The sequence below is a fragment of the Burkholderia sp. MSHR3999 genome, assembly GCF_000833595.1.
GTDB classification, from domain to species: domain Bacteria; phylum Pseudomonadota; class Gammaproteobacteria; order Burkholderiales; family Burkholderiaceae; genus Burkholderia; species Burkholderia ubonensis.
Map to the genome: position 1 here is coordinate 1193297 of NZ_JRFO01000006.1, position 17316 is coordinate 1210612.

A 17316-nucleotide genomic window follows, 5' to 3' on the forward strand; every position below is an offset into this window, starting at 1 on the left:
CAGGAGTCGATATGGCAACCATCAAAGTAGACGTCGTCAGCGCGGAAGAGCAGATCTTCTCGGGCGAGGCGAAGTTCGTCGCGCTGCCGGGCGAAGCGGGTGAGCTGGGCATCCTGCCGGGTCACACGCCGCTGATCACGCGGATTCGTCCGGGTGCGGTGCGCATCGAAACCGAAAGCGGCAACGACGAGTTCGTGTTCGTCGCGGGCGGCATTCTCGAAGTGCAGCCGGGCGCCGTGACGGTGCTCGCCGATACCGCGATCCGCGGCAAGGATCTCGACTCGGCGAAGGCCGAGGAAGCGCGCAAGCGCGCCGAGGAAACGCTGCAGAACGCGAAGTCGGACATCGACCTCGCGAAGGCGCAGTCCGAGCTCGCGACCGCCATGGCGCAGCTCGAAGCGATCCAGCGTCTGGCGAAGATGCGCAGCCGGCACTAAGCCAGCCGTGCGTCGTGCAAAAGAAAGCAGCCTCCGGGCTGCTTTTTTTTTCGCCCCGGTTTCGTCAGGGTTTCGTCCGAGCGTGCTATTTCGCCCGGACGCCGAGAATCGATGTCAGAGTGTCGTCAGCGGAGCGCGCTATCGTCCGCTGCATCAGACCGACAAAAGACGGAGACATCATGGCTGCAGACCCAGGCGTGCGGGCGCTGATCGCGCCCGAGAACGGATTGTCGTACGTGCGCGGCGCGACCGACGTGCCGCTTTCCGAAGCGACGATCGGGCAGTTCCTGCGGGATACCGCCGGACGCTTTCCCGACCGGCCGGCCGTGGTGTTCCGCGAGCAGCGCATACGCTGGAGCTGGCGCGAATTCGCCGACGAAGTCGACGTGCTGGCCACGGGCCTCGCCGCGCTCGGCATCACGCGGGGCGACCGCGTCGGCATCTGGTCGCCGAACCGCAGCGAATGGCTGCTGACCCAGTTCGCGACCGCGCGCATCGGCGCGATCCTCGTCAACCTCAATCCCGCCTACCGGCTCGCGGAAATCGAATACGCGCTGAACAAGGTCGGCTGCAAGGCGGTGATCGCCGCCGAGCGCTTCAAGTCGTCCGGCTATGTCGACATGCTGCAGGCGATCGCGCCGGAACTCGCGTGCTGCGCGCCGGGCGACCTGCACGCGGTGCGCGTGCCGAGCCTGCGTACGATCGTGTCGATGGGCGAGGTCGCGCCCGCCGGCATGTTCCGCTTTGCCGACGTGATGGCGCGCGGCCGCGCGGCGCTCGACCGGGAAGCGCTCGACGCGCTCGGCGCGACGCTCGCGTCGATCGATCCGATCAATATCCAGTTCACGAGCGGCACGACCGGCAGCCCGAAGGGCGCGACGCTCTCGCACCGCAACGTCGTCAACAACGCGCGCTCGATCGCGCAGGCGATGCGCTTCAGTGAGCAGGATGCGCTGTGCATTCCGGTGCCGCTTTACCACTGCTTCGGGATGGTGCTGGCCGTGCTCGCGTGCGTGTCGACCGGCGCCGCGATGGTGTTCCCCGGCGAGGCGTTCGACCCGGCCGCGACGCTCGCCGCGGTTGCCGACGAACGCTGCACCGCGCTGCACGGCGTGCCGACGATGTTCATCGCGGAGCTGGACCATCCGGACTTCGCGAACTACGACCTGTCGTCGCTGCGCACCGGCATCATGGCCGGCTCGCCGTGCCCGATCGAGACAATGAAGCGCGTCGTGTCGCAGATGCACCTGTCGGAAATCACGATCGCGTACGGGATGACGGAGACGAGCCCCGTGTCGTTCCAGAGCTCGACCGACGACCCGCTCGAGATGCGCACGACGACCGTCGGCCGCATCCAGCCTCATCTGGAAGTGAAGATCGTCGATCCGAGCGGCGGCATCGTGCCGGTCGGCGCGACGGGCGAGCTGTGCACGAAGGGCTATTCGGTGATGCGCGGCTACTGGGACGACGACGAGAAGACGCGCGACGTGCTGATCGACGGCTGGATGCACACCGGCGATCTCGCGACGCTCGACGCTGACGGCTACTGCAACATCGTCGGCCGGCTGAAGGACATGCTGATCCGCGGCGGCGAGAACATTTATCCGCGCGAGATCGAGGAATTCCTGTTTCGTCATCCGAAGATCCAGAGCGCGCAGGTGTTCGGCGTGCCCGACGCGAAGTACGGGGAGGAAGTGTGCGCGTGGATCGTGCTGCGCGCGGGCGAGCAGCTGACCGAGGATGACGTGCGCGCGTTCTGCCAGGGGCAGATCGCACACTACAAGATTCCGCGCTACATCCGCTTCGTCGACGAGCTGCCGATGACGGTGACGGGGAAGGTGCAGAAGTTCGTGATGCGTCAGCGCATGATCGACGAGCTGAAACTCGACGTGCAGAAGACCGCGTGACGCGGGAAACGTGGCGCCCGGCGGGCCGCCACGTTTTCGATGGACGAAAAAAAGCGGGCTTATTAGCCCGCTAAAAACCACACGCTACGGGGTTAGCGCGAGGAGACCAAAGATGGAACGCGTCCGGTCCGGAGACCGGAAACGACTCCAACAAGGATGCCCCCCGGAAGGGCTTCGGCATATAACCGACGGGCTCGCCGTGCTTTGCGTCCGCTCACACTTGGCACACGAGACCGCATCCGTGTTGAAACCGTTGAAAGGCATTGTGGGCGAATTGATGTCCCCTCGCGGTAACAAAGTGTTTCAGGTTGTAACGCCCGCCGGATAAGGCTTTCCGGGATTTTTTGCTGTTTTAAGGGATTTCATGGAGGTCATTTTTACCAATATTATCGAAAGTGTTTTCATCGCGTGCGCGTAATGCGATTTTCGTGCGCGACAGGCTCGACGAAGTCCACAATTGCACGCGAAAAAGTGCAATGCGCAGAGGATTCGATGTCTGACGATTCAATCGTCAGAAAGATTTTGAAACGTGATCGAGGGGCGCGCCAGTCGGCCGGTCGGCCAAACCGCACGCCTGCGCCATCGCGTCACGCGCCGACCGCCCGAGGCGCGGCCCCGGCCGGCGTCACTTCAGCCACTTGTCCGAGATCGCCCGGAACTCGCCGTTCGCGAGCGCCAGGTGCAGCCATTGATCGACGTACTGCTGGAACACGACGTCGCCGCGCGGCACCATGTACGCCTTTTCGCCGAACTGGAACGGCTGGTCCGGATGCACCGAGCACAGGCCCGGATTCAGTTTTTGCTGCAGCAGCGTCTCGGACGCGTCGGTCACCATCACGTCGGCCTTGCCGACGAGGATCTGCTTGAAGATCGTCACGTTGTCCGGGTACACGGTGACGTTCGCGTGCGTGAAGTGCTGCTTGGCAAAACGCTCGTTGGTGCCGCCCGGGTTCACGATCACGCGGGTCTCGGGGCGGTCGATCTGCGCGACGGTCTGGTATTTGTCGGCGTCCGCGCAGCGCACGATCGGGGTCTTGCCGTCGGTCATGTACGGCTGCGTGAAGAACGCGCGCTTCTGGCGCTCGAGCGTCGTCGATACGCCGCCGACCGCGATGTCGCACTTCGCCACGAAATCCGCGGTCAGGTTCGGCCAGCTCGTCTTCACGTAGTCGGCCTTCACGCCGAGCGATTTCGCGAGCGCGTCGGCCATGTCGATGTCGATGCCTTCGAACCTGCCGTCGGCGCGGTAATACGAATACGGCTTGTAGTCGCCCGTCGTGCAGACACGCAGCGTGCCGCGCGCGAGCACGTCGTCGAGCCGCGAGCCGGCGCCTGCCGTGCCGCCGCCCGGAGCCGTCTGCGCGTGCGTGGTGGCGGCACATGCCAGCGCGGCGACGGCGGCAATCTTGGCGAGCTGCTTCATCGGGTCTCCTCCTTCGTTCGTTTCGATATGGGTGTCCGATCATAACGGAGCCATCGCGCGCGTCATATGGCCGCCATCGGCGCCGCGCACGCGGCGGGATGGCCCCGGTCCGGTAAAATGCGCTTTTGCCTCTTCCGCATCGGCGCCTCCACCGTGGCTCATACCCTGCTCAACGACACCTTCCTGCGTGCGCTCCTGCGCGAGCCGACCGACTACACGCCGATCTGGCTGATGCGTCAGGCAGGCCGCTACCTGCCGGAGTACAACGCGACGCGCGCGCGCGCGGGCAGCTTCCTCGGCCTCGCGAAGAACCGCGACTACGCGACCGAAGTGACGCTGCAGCCGCTCGAGCGCTTTCCGCTGGACGCCGCGATCCTGTTCTCGGACATCCTGACGATTCCCGACGCGATGGGTCTCGGTCTCGACTTCCAGGTCGGCGAAGGGCCGAAGTTCGCGCATCCGGTGCGCACCGAGGCGGACGTCGCGAAGCTCGCGGTGCCGGACATCGGCGCGACGCTCGGCTACGTGACGGACGCGGTGCGCGAGATCCGCCGCGCGCTCACCGACGGCCAGGGCCGCCAGCGGGTGCCGCTGATCGGCTTCTCGGGCAGCCCGTGGACGCTTGCGTGCTACATGGTCGAAGGCGGCGGCTCGGACGACTTCCGCACCGTGAAGTCGATGGCGTATTCGCGGCCGGACCTGATGCACCGGATTCTCGACGTCAACGCGCAGGCGGTCGCCGCATACCTGAACGCACAGATCGAAGCGGGCGCGCAGGCGGTGATGATTTTCGACACATGGGGCGGCGCGCTCGCCGACGGCGCGTATCAGCGCTTCTCGCTCGACTACATCCGCCGCGTCGTGTCGCAGCTCAAGCGCGAGCACGACGGCGAGCGCGTGCCGGTGATCACCTTCACGAAGGGCGGCGGGCTGTGGCTCGAGGAAATCGCGGCGACGGGCGTCGACGCGGTCGGGCTCGACTGGACCGTCAACTTCGGCGTCGCGCGCGAACGTGTCGCGGGGCGCGTCGCGCTGCAGGGCAACCTCGATCCGACGATCCTGTTTGCGCCGCCGGCCGCGATCCGCGAGCAGGCGCGCGCGGTGCTCGACAGCTACGGCAACCATCCGGGCCACGTGTTCAACCTCGGGCACGGCATCTCGCAGTTCACGCCGCCCGAGCACGTCGCCGAACTGGTTGACGAGGTGCACAACCACAGCCGCGCGATTCGTAGCGGAGCCGCGCGCTGATTGCAGGCGCGGCCGTGCTGCGGTGCGGAGCGGCCGCGTTTCGCGCCCTGAACTAAACAGGGCGCAACCCCGCCCGGGCGGGTGATCGGCGGCTTGTCAAGACTTGACTTATACACATTTTCCACGTTGCAGCGCGGTAGAACCCCGTATCGGTCAATTTGCCCCGCTATGGTCTGAGAATTTGAATAGCAGCCTTATGGAATAAGGCTTCGCGGGCCCCGGTTCCGAACCGGCAAAAGCAGCGGCAGGCTCGGCCCGACGCGCTCCGGGCGCGATGAAAGGCAAGTTCTCAACAAAGTTATCCACAGGCTGGTCAGGGTATACGGCGATTCCTAATGCGAATCCAAAACTTAGCGACGAATCTGAAGTTTTACTTTAAGTTTGCCGCCGCCGCCCCCGTATTGAGGGGCGGAACCCGGATCGCTCGCACGCTCACGGGAGGCGCGTGACCGACGGCACCTATCTGCGGGTGGCGCTCGACCATCCGCTCGCGACCCTGTTCGATTACCGCTGCGACGCACGGCCGGCGCCCGGGCCCGGCACCCTCGTGCAGGTGCCGTTCGGCAAGCGGCAGGCGGTCGGGCTCGTGTGCGAAGTGACGACTCACACCGACGTGCCGCCGTCGCGGCTGCGTGCGGTCGACGCGATCTGCGCGGACCTGCCGCCGCTGTCCGCCGATTGGCTCGCGCTCGTCGCGTTCGCCGCCGACTACTACCAGCGCGGCCGCGGCGAGGTCGCGCTGCCGGCGCTGCCGCAGGCGCTGCGCGACGCCGGACGCTGGGGCCGGCTGCTGGCGCCGGAGATCCGATACCGGCTGTCGGAAGCCGGCCGCGCCGCGCTGCCGGATGCGTTGCCCGCGCGCGCGGCGGCGCTGCGGCGGCTGGCCGGGGCGCTCGCCGACGCCGAGTCGCTGAGCCTGCCCGACGCCCGTGCGCTGCATCCGAAGGCGGCGGCGACGCTCGACGACTGGGCCGCGCAAGGCTGGGTCGATGTTGACGAAATCGGCTGGACGGACAACCCTGTGCCCAAGCCTGTGGATAACCTGTCGACAATGGGTGGACAAGGCGGTGGGCGAACCGTGCCGCCGCCGCTGACCGACCAGCAGGACGAGGCGCTCGACGCGATCCGCGCCGCGCAGGGGTTTGCGCCGTTCCTGCTGCACGGCGTGACCGGCAGCGGCAAGACCGAGGTCTACCTGCACGCGCTCGCGTCGCTGCTGGACGCGCGGCCCGATGCGCAGGCGCTCGTGCTCGTCCCCGAAATCAACCTGACGCCGCAGTTCGAAGCGGCGTTTCGCGCGCGCTTTGCCGGCACGCTCGCGTCCGACGCGATCGTCACGCTGCACAGCGGCCTCGCCGAAGGCGAGCGCGCGCGCAACTGGCTGGCCGCGCACACGGGCCGCGCGCGGATCGTGCTCGGCACGCGCCTCGCGGTGCTCGCGTCGCTGCCGGCGCTCGCGCTGATCGTCGTCGACGAGGAGCACGAGCCGGCCTACAAGCAGCAGGAAGGGCTGCGCTATTCGGCGCGCGACCTCGCGGTGTGGCGCGCGAAGCAGCTCGGCATCCCGGTCGTGCTCGGCTCCGCGACGCCGTCGCTCGAAAGCTGGTGGCAGGCCGAGCAGGGGCGCTATACGAAACTCACGCTGTCGCGGCGCGCGGTGGCCGACGCGGTGCTGCCGAGCGTGCGGCTGATCGACCTCGAAGAGGAGCGGCGGCGCGGGCGAGCGTCGATGGGCGGGCTGTCCGGGCCGCTCGTCGCGGCGCTGAAGGCGCGGCTCGAACGCGGCGAGCAGAGCCTCGTGTTCCTGAACCGGCGCGGCTACGCGCCGCAGCTCGCGTGCGACGCGTGCGGCTGGGTGGCCGGCTGCCCGCGCTGCAGCGCGTACGTCGTGCTGCACAAGCCCGAGCATGCGCTGCGCTGCCACCACTGCGGCTGGGAGGCGCGCATTCCGCGCTCGTGTCCCGAATGCGGCAACGTCGACATCGCGCCGCTCGGCCGCGGCACGCAGCGCATCGAGGAAGCGCTCGTCGAGGCGGTGCCCGGCGCGCGCGTGCTGCGGATCGACGCGGACAGCACGCGCCGCAAGGGCAGCGCGCAGGCGCTGTTCTCGGACGTGCACGCGGGCGAGGTCGACATCCTGGTCGGCACGCAGATGATCGCGAAAGGGCACGATTTCCAGCGCGTGTCGCTCGTCGGCGTGCTCAACGCCGACACCGCGCTGTTCTCGCACGATTTCCGCGCGAGCGAACGGCTGTTCGCGCAGCTGATGCAGGTGAGCGGCCGCGCGGGCCGCGCCGGGCTGCCGGGCGACGTGCTCGTGCAGACGCGCTATCCGCGCCACGCGCTGTACCACGCGCTCGCGCGGCACGATTACGTCGGCTTCGCGAATTCGACGCTCGGCGAGCGCCGCGACGCGCATCTGCCGCCGTTCGTCTACCAGGCGCTGCTGCGCGCCGAAGGGCGCACGCTCGACGCGGCGCTCGAATTCCTGCAGCGGGCCGCGGCGGCGCTGCCGGGGCTGCCCGGCGCGGACCGCGTGACCGTCTACGACGCGGTGCCGATGACGATCGTCAAGGTCGCGAACGTGCATCGCGCGCAGCTGCTGCTCGAAAGCGCGTCGCGGGCGGCGCTGCAGCACGCGCTGCGCGCGTGGCAATTCGAGCTGCGCGCGCTGAAGGGCGTGCTGAGGTGGAGCGTCGAGGTCGACCCGCTGGATATCTGACGGGCCGGCGCAACCTGCTTTCATGCGCGCGGCAGGGGGCTTGCGTGACCGGCGCGCGTCCGCACGCCGCGGATCAGGGAAAATCCCGATCCCCGCGGCGCGGGCAACCCCTAGGTTGCGACAGCATAAGCCACTGATTATATTGAATAAGTTTGAGGTGCAACCCTGCTTGCAATCTGGTTGCACCTTTTTATTGTGTGCCGTAGGATTTCGCGCATCCTCTCACGTCACTGGCCGGCTTTCGTCCGGCGCACGAACCCATCATGGCAAGCACCACCCTTGGCGTCAAAGTCGACGATCTGCTCCGCTCGCGCCTGAAAGACGCGGCGACGCGGCTCGAACGCACTCCCCACTGGCTGATCAAGCAGGCGATCTTCGCGTATCTCGAACGCATCGAGCACGGCCAGCTGCCGCCGGAGCTGGCCGGCCACAGCGGCGTGACCGAGCTGGCCGACAGCCACGCCGGCGAAGGCGACGACGACAACTCGCCGCATCCGTTCCTCGAGTTTGCGCAGAACGTGCAGCCGCAATCGGTGCTGCGCGCGGCGATCACCGCCGCGTACCGCCGCCCCGAGCCGGAATGCGTGCCGTTCCTGATCGGCCAGGCGCGGCTGCCCGCGAACCTGCAGGCGGACGTGCAGGCGCTCGCGACGCAGCTCGTCGAGGCGCTGCGCGAGAAGAGCTCGGGCGGCGGCGTCGAAGGGCTGATCCACGAGTTCTCGCTGTCGAGCCAGGAAGGCGTTGCGCTGATGTGTCTCGCGGAAGCGCTGCTGCGCATTCCCGACCGCGCGACCCGCGATGCGCTGATCCGCGACAAGATCAGCAAGGGCGACTGGCGCTCGCACGTCGGCCACGCGCCGTCGCTGTTCGTCAACGCGGCGACCTGGGGGCTGATGATCACCGGCAAGCTCGTCACGACGAACAGCGAAGCGGGCCTGTCGTCGGCGCTCACGCGCCTGATCGGCAAGGGCGGCGAGCCGCTGATCCGCAAGGGCGTCGACATGGCGATGCGCCTGATGGGCGAGCAGTTCGTGACCGGCGAGACGATCTCCGAGGCGCTCGCGAACAGCCGCAAGTACGAAGCGCGCGGCTTCCGCTACTCGTACGACATGCTCGGCGAAGCGGCGACGACCGAAGAGGACGCGCAGCGCTACTACGCGTCGTACGAGCAGGCGATCCACGCGATCGGCAAGGCGGCCGGCGGCCGCGGCATCTACGAAGGCCCGGGCATCTCGATCAAGCTGTCGGCGCTGCATGCGCGCTACTCGCGCTCGCAGCAGGAGCGCACGATGACCGAGCTGCTGCCGCGCGTGCGCGCGCTCGCGCTGCTCGCGCGCCGCTACGACATCGGCCTGAACATCGACGCGGAGGAAGCGGACCGCCTCGAGCTGTCGCTCGACCTGCTCGAGGCGCTGTGCTTCGATCCGGAGCTGGCCGGCTGGAACGGCATCGGCTTCGTCGTGCAGGGCTACCAGAAGCGCTGCCCGTTCGTGATCGACTACCTGATCGATCTCGCGCGCCGCAGCCGTCACCGCCTGATGATCCGCCTCGTGAAGGGCGCGTACTGGGATACCGAGATCAAGCGCGCGCAGGTCGACGGCCTCGAAGGCTATCCGGTCTACACGCGCAAGATCTACACCGACGTGTCGTACCTCGCGTGCGCGAAGAAGCTGCTCGCGGCGCCGGACGCGGTCTATCCGCAGTTCGCGACGCACAACGCGTACACGCTGGCGGCGATCTACCAGCTCGCGGGCCAGAACTACTACCCGGGCCAGTACGAATTCCAGTGCCTGCACGGGATGGGCGAGCCGCTGTACGAGGAAGTCACCGGCCGCGACAAGCTGAACCGCCCGTGCCGCGTGTACGCGCCGGTCGGCACGCACGAGACGCTGCTCGCGTACCTCGTGCGCCGCCTGCTGGAGAACGGCGCGAACACGTCGTTCGTGAACCGCATCGCCGACAAGACCGTGTCGGTGAAGGAGCTGGTCGCCGATCCGGTCGAGGAAGCGCTGAAGGTCGTGCCGCTCGGCGCGCCGCACGCGAAGATTCCGCTGCCGCGCAACCTGTACGGCGACGAGCGCCCCAACTCGATGGGCCTCGACCTGTCGAACGAGCACCGCCTCGCGTCGCTGTCGTCCGCGCTGCTCGCGAGCGCGCACCATCCGTGGCGCGCCGCGCCGATGCTCGCCGACGACGCGATCGCCGACGCGCCGGCCCGCGACGTGCGCAACCCGGCCGACCAGCGCGACGTCGTCGGCGCGGTCAGCGAAGCGAGCGCCGAGCACGTGAGCGCCGCGCTCGCGCATGCGGTGGCCGCCGCGCCGATCTGGCAGGCGACCCCGGTCGACGCACGCGCCGACTGCCTTGCACGCGCGGCCGACCTGCTCGAAGCGCAGATGCACACGCTGATGGGCCTGATCGTGCGCGAAGCGGGCAAGTCGCTGCCGAACGCGATCGCGGAAATCCGTGAAGCGGTCGATTTCCTGCGCTACTACGCCGCGCAGATTCGCGACGAATTCTCGAACGACACGCATCGCCCGCTCGGCCCCGTGGTCTGCATCAGCCCGTGGAACTTCCCGCTCGCGATCTTCATGGGTCAGGTGGCCGCGGCGCTCGCGGCCGGCAACACGGTGCTCGCGAAGCCGGCCGAGCAGACCCCGCTGATCGCCGCGCAAGCGGTGCGCATCCTGCGCGAGGCCGGCGTGCCGGCCGGCGCGGTGCAACTGCTGCCGGGCACCGGCGAGACGGTCGGCGCGGCGCTCGTCGCCGACGCGCGCACCCGCGCGGTGATGTTCACCGGCTCGACCGAAGTCGCGCGCCTGATCAACAAGACGCTGTCGGCGCGCCTCGATCCGGACGGGAAGCCGATCCCGCTGATCGCCGAGACGGGCGGCCAGAACGCGATGATCGTCGATTCGTCGGCGCTCGCCGAGCAGGTCGTCGCGGACGTGATGCAGTCGTCGTTCGATTCCGCCGGTCAACGGTGTTCGGCGCTGCGCGTTCTGTGTTTGCAGGACGATGTCGCGGACCGCACGCTGACGATGCTGAAAGGCGCGATGCAGGAGCTCGCGCTCGGCAACCCGGACCGCCTGTCGACCGACGTCGGCCCGGTGATCGACGCCGAAGCGAAGCAGACGATCGACGCGCACGTCGCGGCGATGAAGGACAAGGGCCACGGGGTCACGCAGATGCCGATGCCGGAAGCCTGCGCGCACGGCACGTTCGTGCCGCCGACGCTGATCGAGATCGGCAGCATCGACGAGCTCAAGCGCGAGGTGTTCGGCCCGGTGCTGCACGTCGTGCGCTATCGCCGCAGCGCGCTGGACAAGCTGCTCGAGCAGATCCGCGCGACCGGCTATGGCCTGACGCTCGGCATCCACACGCGGATCGACGAGACGATCGCGCACGTGATCGAGCGCGCGCACGTCGGCAACATCTACGTGAACCGCAACGTGATCGGCGCGGTGGTCGGCGTGCAGCCGTTCGGCGGCGAAGGGCTGTCGGGCACGGGCCCGAAGGCGGGCGGCGCGCTGTACCTGCAGCGCCTGCTCGCGACGCGTCCGTCCGGGCTGCCGCGCTCGCTCGCGGAGATGCTGGTGGCCGACGCTGCCGCCGAAGGCGAGCCGCGCGAGAACCCGGCGTCCACGCTGACGGCGCTGCGCGACTGGCTGATCGAGCAGCGCGAGCCGACGCTGGCGGCGCGTTGCGACGGCTACCTCGCACAGGTGCCGGCGGGCGCGACCGCGGTGCTGACCGGCCCGACGGGCGAGCGCAACACGTATACACTTGGCCCGCGCGGCACGGTGCTGTGCGTCGCGGCGACGCCGAGCGGCGCGCGCGCGCAGTTCGCGGCGGTGCTCGCGACAGGCAACCGTGCGCTCTTCGCGGGCGCGGCGGGCGAGGCGCTCTTCGCCGCGCTGCCGGCGGCGCTGAAGGCGCATGCCGGCGTGCGCAAGCAGGCCGATGCGGCGTTCGACGCGGTGCTGTTCGAAGGCGACAGCGACGAGCTGCAGACGCTGGTGAAGGAAGTCGCGCAGCGGCCGGGCCCGATCGTGTCGGTGCAGGGCGTGTCGGCGGGCGCGTTCGAGAACGGCGACGCGGAAGACTACGCGCTTGAGCGCCTGCTGACGGAGCGCTCGGTCAGCGTAAACACCGCGGCGGCGGGCGGCAATGCGAATTTGATGACGATCGGCTGAACATCCTTGCCGTTCGGATCAAGAAAAGGAAGCGGCAAGGCGATCCCGAAGCCGCTCCATTTATACCTGGTACCTAGGAGAAGCTATGCAACACACGATGAAAAAGCTGGCAGGCGCGACGTTCGTTGCGTTCATGTCGCTGGCGGGGACTGCGCATGCGGATGACGTGAAGGTCGGCTACGCAGGGCCGATGACGGGTGCGCAGGCGCATTACGGCAAGGATATGCAGAACGGCATCGTGCTCGCGATCGAGGATTTCAACGCGACCAAGCCGGTGATCGGCGGCAAGCCGGTGAAGTTCGTGCTCGACACGCAGGACGACCAGGCTGACCCGCGCACGGGCACGACGGTCGCGCAGAAGCTCGTCGACGACGGCATCAAGGGCATGCTCGGCCACTTCAACTCGGGCACGACGATTCCGGCATCGCGCATCTACGCGAACGCGGGCATTCCGCAGATCGCGATGGCGACCGCGCCGGAATACACGCAGCAGGGTTACAAGACGACCTTCCGCATGATGACGTCCGACACGCAGCAGGGCTCGGTGGCGGGCACGTTCGTCGCGAAGGATCTCGGCCTGAAGAAGATCGCGATCGTCGACGACCGCACCGCTTACGGCCAGGGTCTCGCCGACCAGTTCGAGAAGGCGGCGAAGGCCGCCGGCGCGACGATCGTGCTGCGCGAATTCACGAACGACAAGGCGGTCGACTTCAAGGCGATCCTGACGAAGCTGAAGGCGGCGCAGCCGGACATCGTCTACTACGGCGGCGCGGATTCGCAGGCGGCGCCGATGGTCAAGCAGATGAAGGCGCTGGGCTTCAAGGCGCCGCTGATGGGCGGCGAAATGGTGAAGACGCCGACGTTCCTGAAGATCGCGGGTGACGCGGCCGACGGCACGATCGCTTCGCTCGCGGGCCTGCCGCTCGACGAGATGCCTGGCGGCAAGTCGTACGCCGACAAGTACAAGAAGCGCTTCGGCGAGGACGTGCAGACCTATTCGCCGTACTCGTACGACGGCGCGATGGCGCTGTTCAACGCGATGAAGAAGGCGAACTCGACCGATCCGGCGAAGTACCTGCCGCTGCTCGCGAAGACCGACATGGCCGGCGTCACGTCGACCCACCTCGCGTACGACGCGAAGGGCGACCTGAAGAACGGCGGCATCACGATGTACAAGGTCGAGAAGGGCGAGTGGAAGCCGCTGAAGAGCATCGGCGGCAAGTAAGCGTCACGTCGGCGGGCGGCGGCGGATGCCGCCGCTCGTGCGGCAAAGCGAAAGCCACCGGACCGGAAGGTCCGGTGGCTTTTTTCTCGACCTGACGGCGCGCGTTCAACCGTCCCGCCGGCGCAGCAGGAACTTCTGCAGCTTGCCCGTCGGCGTGCGCGGCAGCGCATCCGCGAACACGACCTCGCGCGGCACCTTGTACGCGGCGAGGCGTTCCGCGCAGAACGCGCGCAGCGTGTGCTCGTCGCGCGCCGCGCCGGCGCGCACGACGACGTGCGCGACCACCGTCTCGCCCCATTCCGGATGCGGGATGCCGACGACGGCTGCGTCGATCACGTCCGGATGCGCGCCCAGCACGTCCTCCACTTCCTTCGAATAGACGTTCTCGCCGCCCGTGACGATCATGTCCTTCAGCCGGTCGACGAGGAACAGGTAGCCATCCTGATCGATTCGCGCGACGTCGCCGGTGCGATACCAGCCGTTGGGCGCGAACGCGGCGCGCGTCGCGGCCGGATCGTCGAGATAGCCGAGCATCATGCTGTCGGTCTTCAGCCAGATCTCGCCGGCCTCGCCGGGCTGCGCGTCGGCGCCGTCCGTGCGCACGACGCGCAGGTCGACGCCGGGGCCGCCGTGATGGCCGATCGAGCCGGCCTTCGCGACCTGTTCGTCCGGGTACAGCGAGGTGCCGGCCGGCCCCGTCTCGGTCATGCCGTACACCTGGAAGAACGCGCCGCCCCGGTATGCTTGCGCGAGCCGCTCGGCCTGCGCGGCGCCGATCGGCCCGCCGCCGTAGATCCATGCGCGCACGCTCGTCAGGTCGAACGCGGCGAAGCCTTCGACCTGGTCGAGCGGCAGCGTGTACGACACCGGTGCGCCGAAATAGAGCGTCACGCGCTCGCGCTCGACCGTCTGCAGGAAGCGCAGCGGATGGTACTCGCGCAGCAGCACGACGGTGCCGCCCGCCATCAGCGTGCCGCCGAACCAGTTGTTGAGCGGCGACGAATGCCAGATCGGCATCGCCATCAGCGTGCGTTCGTCGCGCGTGATCGACAGCGCGAGCGCGGCCTGCATCGCCGCGAGCGTCACCGTGCGATGGCTGTGCATGCAGCCCTTCGGGCGGCCGGTCGTGCCGGACGTGTAGAGGATCTGCGCGAGATCGCCGTCGGCGGGCTCGATGCCGGCGACGCCGTCCGCTGCCGCGAGCATCGTGTCGAAGCACGGCAGGCCGGCCGGCGCGCCTTCCGTCACGAGGCGCTGCGCGGGGTGCGCGACGCGTTCGAGCACGGGCGCGAGCGATGCGTCGAACAGGATCGCCTTGCTGCCGCTATGCGCGAGCACGTAGTCGATCTCGGCCGCCTGCAGCTTGTGATTGACGGGCACGAACGCCGCGCCGAGCCGCCACGCGCCGAACAGCAGGTCGACGAACGCGGGCGTGTTGAAGCAGATTGCCGCCACGCGGTCGCCCGCCGCGACGCCGAGCGCGCTGAGCACGGCCGCCGCGCGGTGCGAGCGGTCGCGCGCCTGCGCGTAGGTGATCGTCGCGCCGTCGTGGCGCAGGAACGGTTTATCCGGCGTGGCGCGCGCGGCGCGATCGAGGGCGGCGACGAGGTTCATCGAAGTCTCCGGAGCCAATCCATTGCGAACTGCGCATTGCGAACTGCGCGGCGCGTCCGTCACGCGGGATACGCGCGCTGCAGCAGCGCGGCAACGTCGACGCCGCGCGGATCGAAGCCGCCCGCGACGCGGCCCCACGCCGGCTCGGCGAGCCGCGTCGCGACGAACGCGTCGGCCACCGCCGCCGGTGCGTCGCGCCGCAGCAGGCACGCCTGCGCGGCGAGCACGAGACGCTGCGCGAACAGGCGGCCGGACGCTTCGAGCGTATCGGGCGGCGCGGCCAGCATCGCGCGCAGCGCGTCGAGCGCGGCGCGGATGCGCGGCTCGTCGCCGCCCAGTTCGCGCAGCTCGTCGAAGAGTGCCGTGGCCGCATCCGGCTCGCGCGACACCGCGCGCAGCACGTCGAGGCACATCACGTTGCCGGAGCCTTCCCAGATCGAGTTGACGGGCGCTTCGCGGAACAGCCGCGCGATCGGGCCGTCGTCGACGTAGCCGTTGCCGCCGAACACTTCCATCACTTCGCCGGTCAGCTCGACCGCGCGCTTGCAGACCCAGAACTTCGCGGCGGGCGTGACGATCCGCTTCCATGCGCGCTCCCCCGGCGTGTCGTCGCGTTCGAACGCGGCGGCGAGCCGCATCGCCAGCGCGAGCGCGGCCTCGCTTTCGAGCGCGAGATCGGCGAGCACCGTGCGCATCAGCGGCTGCTCGGCGAGCGCGCGGCCGAACGCATGGCGCTGCCGCGTATACGCGATCGCCTGCACGACGCCCTGGCGCAGCATCGCCGCGCTGCCGAGCACGCAGTTCAGGCGCGTATAGGTTGCCATCTCGATGATGGTCGGGATGCCGCGGCCTTCGTCGCCGAGCATGATGCCCCACGCATCGTCGAGCTCGATCTCGCTGCTCGAATTGCTGCGGTTGCCGACCTTGTCCTTCAGGCGCTGGATCTCGACCGCGTTCTTCGTGCCGTCGGGCCGCCAGCGCGGCACGTAGAAGCACGACGGGCCGCCGGCGTCGGTGCGCGCGACGACGAGGTGCGCGTCGCACATCGGCGCGGAGAAGAACCACTTGTGGCCGCGCAGCCGGTATTCGCCGCCGCGGCCGCCCGCGCCGGCCGGCGTCGCGAGCGTCGTGTTCGCGCGCACGTCGGAGCCGCCCTGTTTCTCGGTCATGCCCATGCCGATCCAGATCGAGCGCTTGTCCGCGACCGGCACGTCGCGCGGGTCGTAGACGTCGCTGTAGAGCTTGTCGCGCAGCATCTCCCACAGCGCGGGCTCCTTCTGCAGCACGGGGATCGCGGCCTGCGTCATCGTCGCCGGGCACAGCGTGCCGGCCTCGATCTGGCCGTGCAGGTAGAAGCCGGCCGCGCTCGCCGCCCAGCGGCCGGGCCGCGTGTCGCGGAACGCGAGCGACACGAAGCCTTCGGCGCGATACAGGCCGAGCAGCGTGTGCCAGGCCGGATGGAACTCGACGCGGTCGATGCGCCGGCCGCGCCGGTCGAATGCGTGCAATTCCGGCGGATAGCGGTTCGCGTCGTCGGCGAGCTGAGCGGTGTCGGCGCTGCCGAGCCGCGCGCCGTACGCGTCGAGCTGCGGCTCGGCCCAGCCTGCGCCGGCGCGCGCGAGCGCCTCGCGCAGCGCGGCGTCGGTCGTGAAGAGGTTATAGTCGACGAGTTCGTCGAACTGGTTCGAGACTGCGTGCGTCGGGCCTGTCATCGATGTGTCTCCTCATCCGGGGCTTCGTCTTGTCCTGATTCCAGAGTAGCAAATATGCCGCCGCGACATGTTCAGGTTCCGGCGCCGCCCGGCACGCCGGCGGCGCAACCCCGGCCCGCGCTGCGCCGCCGGCCGCGCCAGCCGCGCGCGCAGGCGAGCTCCGACGCGCTGCAGCAGGCGTTCGTTCAGCTTTTGCTCGAACGCGGGTATGCGAAGGCGACGATCCGCGAGATCGCGGCGGTGGCGGGCGTGAGCGTCGGCACCTTCTACGAGTATTTCGCCAACAAGCAGAGCCTCGCGGCGCTGTGCATCCACCGGCGCGTGCAGGCGATGGCCGACCAGTTGCGCGTCGCGGCGCAGGCATTGCGCGGCCGGCCGCGCGCCGAAGTTGCCGCCGCGTTCGTCGCGCTGCAGCTCGATATCGTGAACGCGGACGCCGCGCTGTGGAGCGCGCTGTTCGCGCTCGAGCGGCAGGTGTCGCCGCTTGCCGCGTACCGGCGTCATTACGACGGCTACGTCGAACTTTGGCGCGACGCGCTGGCGCACGCGGCCGATCCGCCGCCGGCAGAACGGCTCGGCGAAGTCGCGCGGCTCGCGCATTCGCTGTGCTACGGGTGGGTGTCGCAGTCGCTGCTGACGCGCGGGCCCGCGCCCGGCGCCACCGCGCTGCGCGACGAACTGCACGCGGCGCTGCAGGCATATCTCGCCGCCGTGCCGGGGGCGTCGGGCGGTTGACGCCTGCCCGCGAAATGCCTTCATTGCATGACGGGAACCCCCAATCCTCTAAAAATTGAACCTGGCGCGATGCGAGTCATGACCTGAATGCATGGCT

The 17316-nt window shown here is 68.9% G+C and carries 10 protein-coding genes; 7 read left to right on the forward strand and 3 right to left on the reverse strand.

The features are described 5' to 3' along the window. Positions 1-11: 11 nt before the first annotated feature. The gene (locus KY49_RS22740; RefSeq protein ID WP_042586705.1) at positions 12-437 is read left to right on the forward strand and encodes a F0F1 ATP synthase subunit epsilon; all 426 of its coding nucleotides are present in this window, start codon (positions 12-14) and stop codon (positions 435-437) included. 179 nt (positions 438-616) lie between these two features. Further along, the gene (locus tag KY49_RS22745) at positions 617-2344 is read left to right on the forward strand and encodes an AMP-binding protein (RefSeq protein ID WP_042586706.1); all 1728 of its coding nucleotides are present in this window, start codon (positions 617-619) and stop codon (positions 2342-2344) included. A 625-nt stretch (positions 2345-2969) separates the two neighbouring features. Here KY49_RS22745 and KY49_RS22750 read toward each other — a convergent pair. After that, positions 2970-3767, reverse strand: coding sequence for a transporter substrate-binding domain-containing protein (locus KY49_RS22750; RefSeq protein ID WP_042586707.1), 798 nt, complete (start codon positions 3765-3767; stop codon positions 2970-2972). 153 nt (positions 3768-3920) lie between these two features. Here KY49_RS22750 and hemE point away from each other — a divergent pair, with 153 nt between their 5' ends. The 4 genes from hemE to KY49_RS22770 all read left to right on the forward strand — a co-directional run bounded on the left by hemE (position 3921) and on the right by KY49_RS22770 (position 13158). Continuing rightward, positions 3921-5015 (forward strand): uroporphyrinogen decarboxylase, encoded by a 1095-nt coding sequence (gene hemE, locus KY49_RS22755; RefSeq protein ID WP_331456561.1) that lies wholly within the window; start codon positions 3921-3923, stop codon positions 5013-5015. A gap of 445 nt (positions 5016-5460) precedes the next feature. After that, complete coding sequence (locus KY49_RS22760) at positions 5461-7737, forward strand: primosomal protein N' (RefSeq protein WP_042586708.1); 2277 nt, start codon at positions 5461-5463, stop codon at positions 7735-7737. Between the two features lie 263 nt (positions 7738-8000). Continuing rightward, positions 8001-11933, forward strand: a complete 3933-nt coding sequence (putA, locus tag KY49_RS22765) for a trifunctional transcriptional regulator/proline dehydrogenase/L-glutamate gamma-semialdehyde dehydrogenase (protein ID WP_042586709.1) — start codon at positions 8001-8003, stop codon at positions 11931-11933. 85 nt (positions 11934-12018) lie between these two features. Beyond that, positions 12019-13158: a branched-chain amino acid ABC transporter substrate-binding protein gene (locus KY49_RS22770; RefSeq protein WP_042586710.1), complete on the forward strand. Its 1140-nt coding sequence runs from the start codon at positions 12019-12021 to the stop codon at positions 13156-13158. Between the two features lie 105 nt (positions 13159-13263). On the opposite strand, the gene KY49_RS22775 is transcribed toward KY49_RS22770, so the two are convergent. Together KY49_RS22775 and KY49_RS22780 are read right to left on the reverse strand one after the other, a co-directional pair. Continuing rightward, positions 13264-14772, reverse strand: a complete 1509-nt coding sequence (locus KY49_RS22775) for a class I adenylate-forming enzyme family protein (protein WP_042586711.1) — start codon at positions 14770-14772, stop codon at positions 13264-13266. A gap of 59 nt (positions 14773-14831) precedes the next feature. Continuing rightward, positions 14832-16484, reverse strand: a complete 1653-nt coding sequence (locus KY49_RS22780) for an isovaleryl-CoA dehydrogenase (RefSeq protein WP_042586712.1) — start codon at positions 16482-16484, stop codon at positions 14832-14834. Positions 16485-16538: 54 nt separating this feature from the next. Here KY49_RS22780 and KY49_RS22785 point away from each other — a divergent pair, with 54 nt between their 5' ends. After that, a complete protein-coding gene (locus KY49_RS22785; protein ID WP_042586713.1) occupies positions 16539-17219 on the forward strand; it encodes a TetR/AcrR family transcriptional regulator in 681 nt (226 codons plus the stop codon). Positions 17220-17316 lie beyond the last annotated feature (97 nt).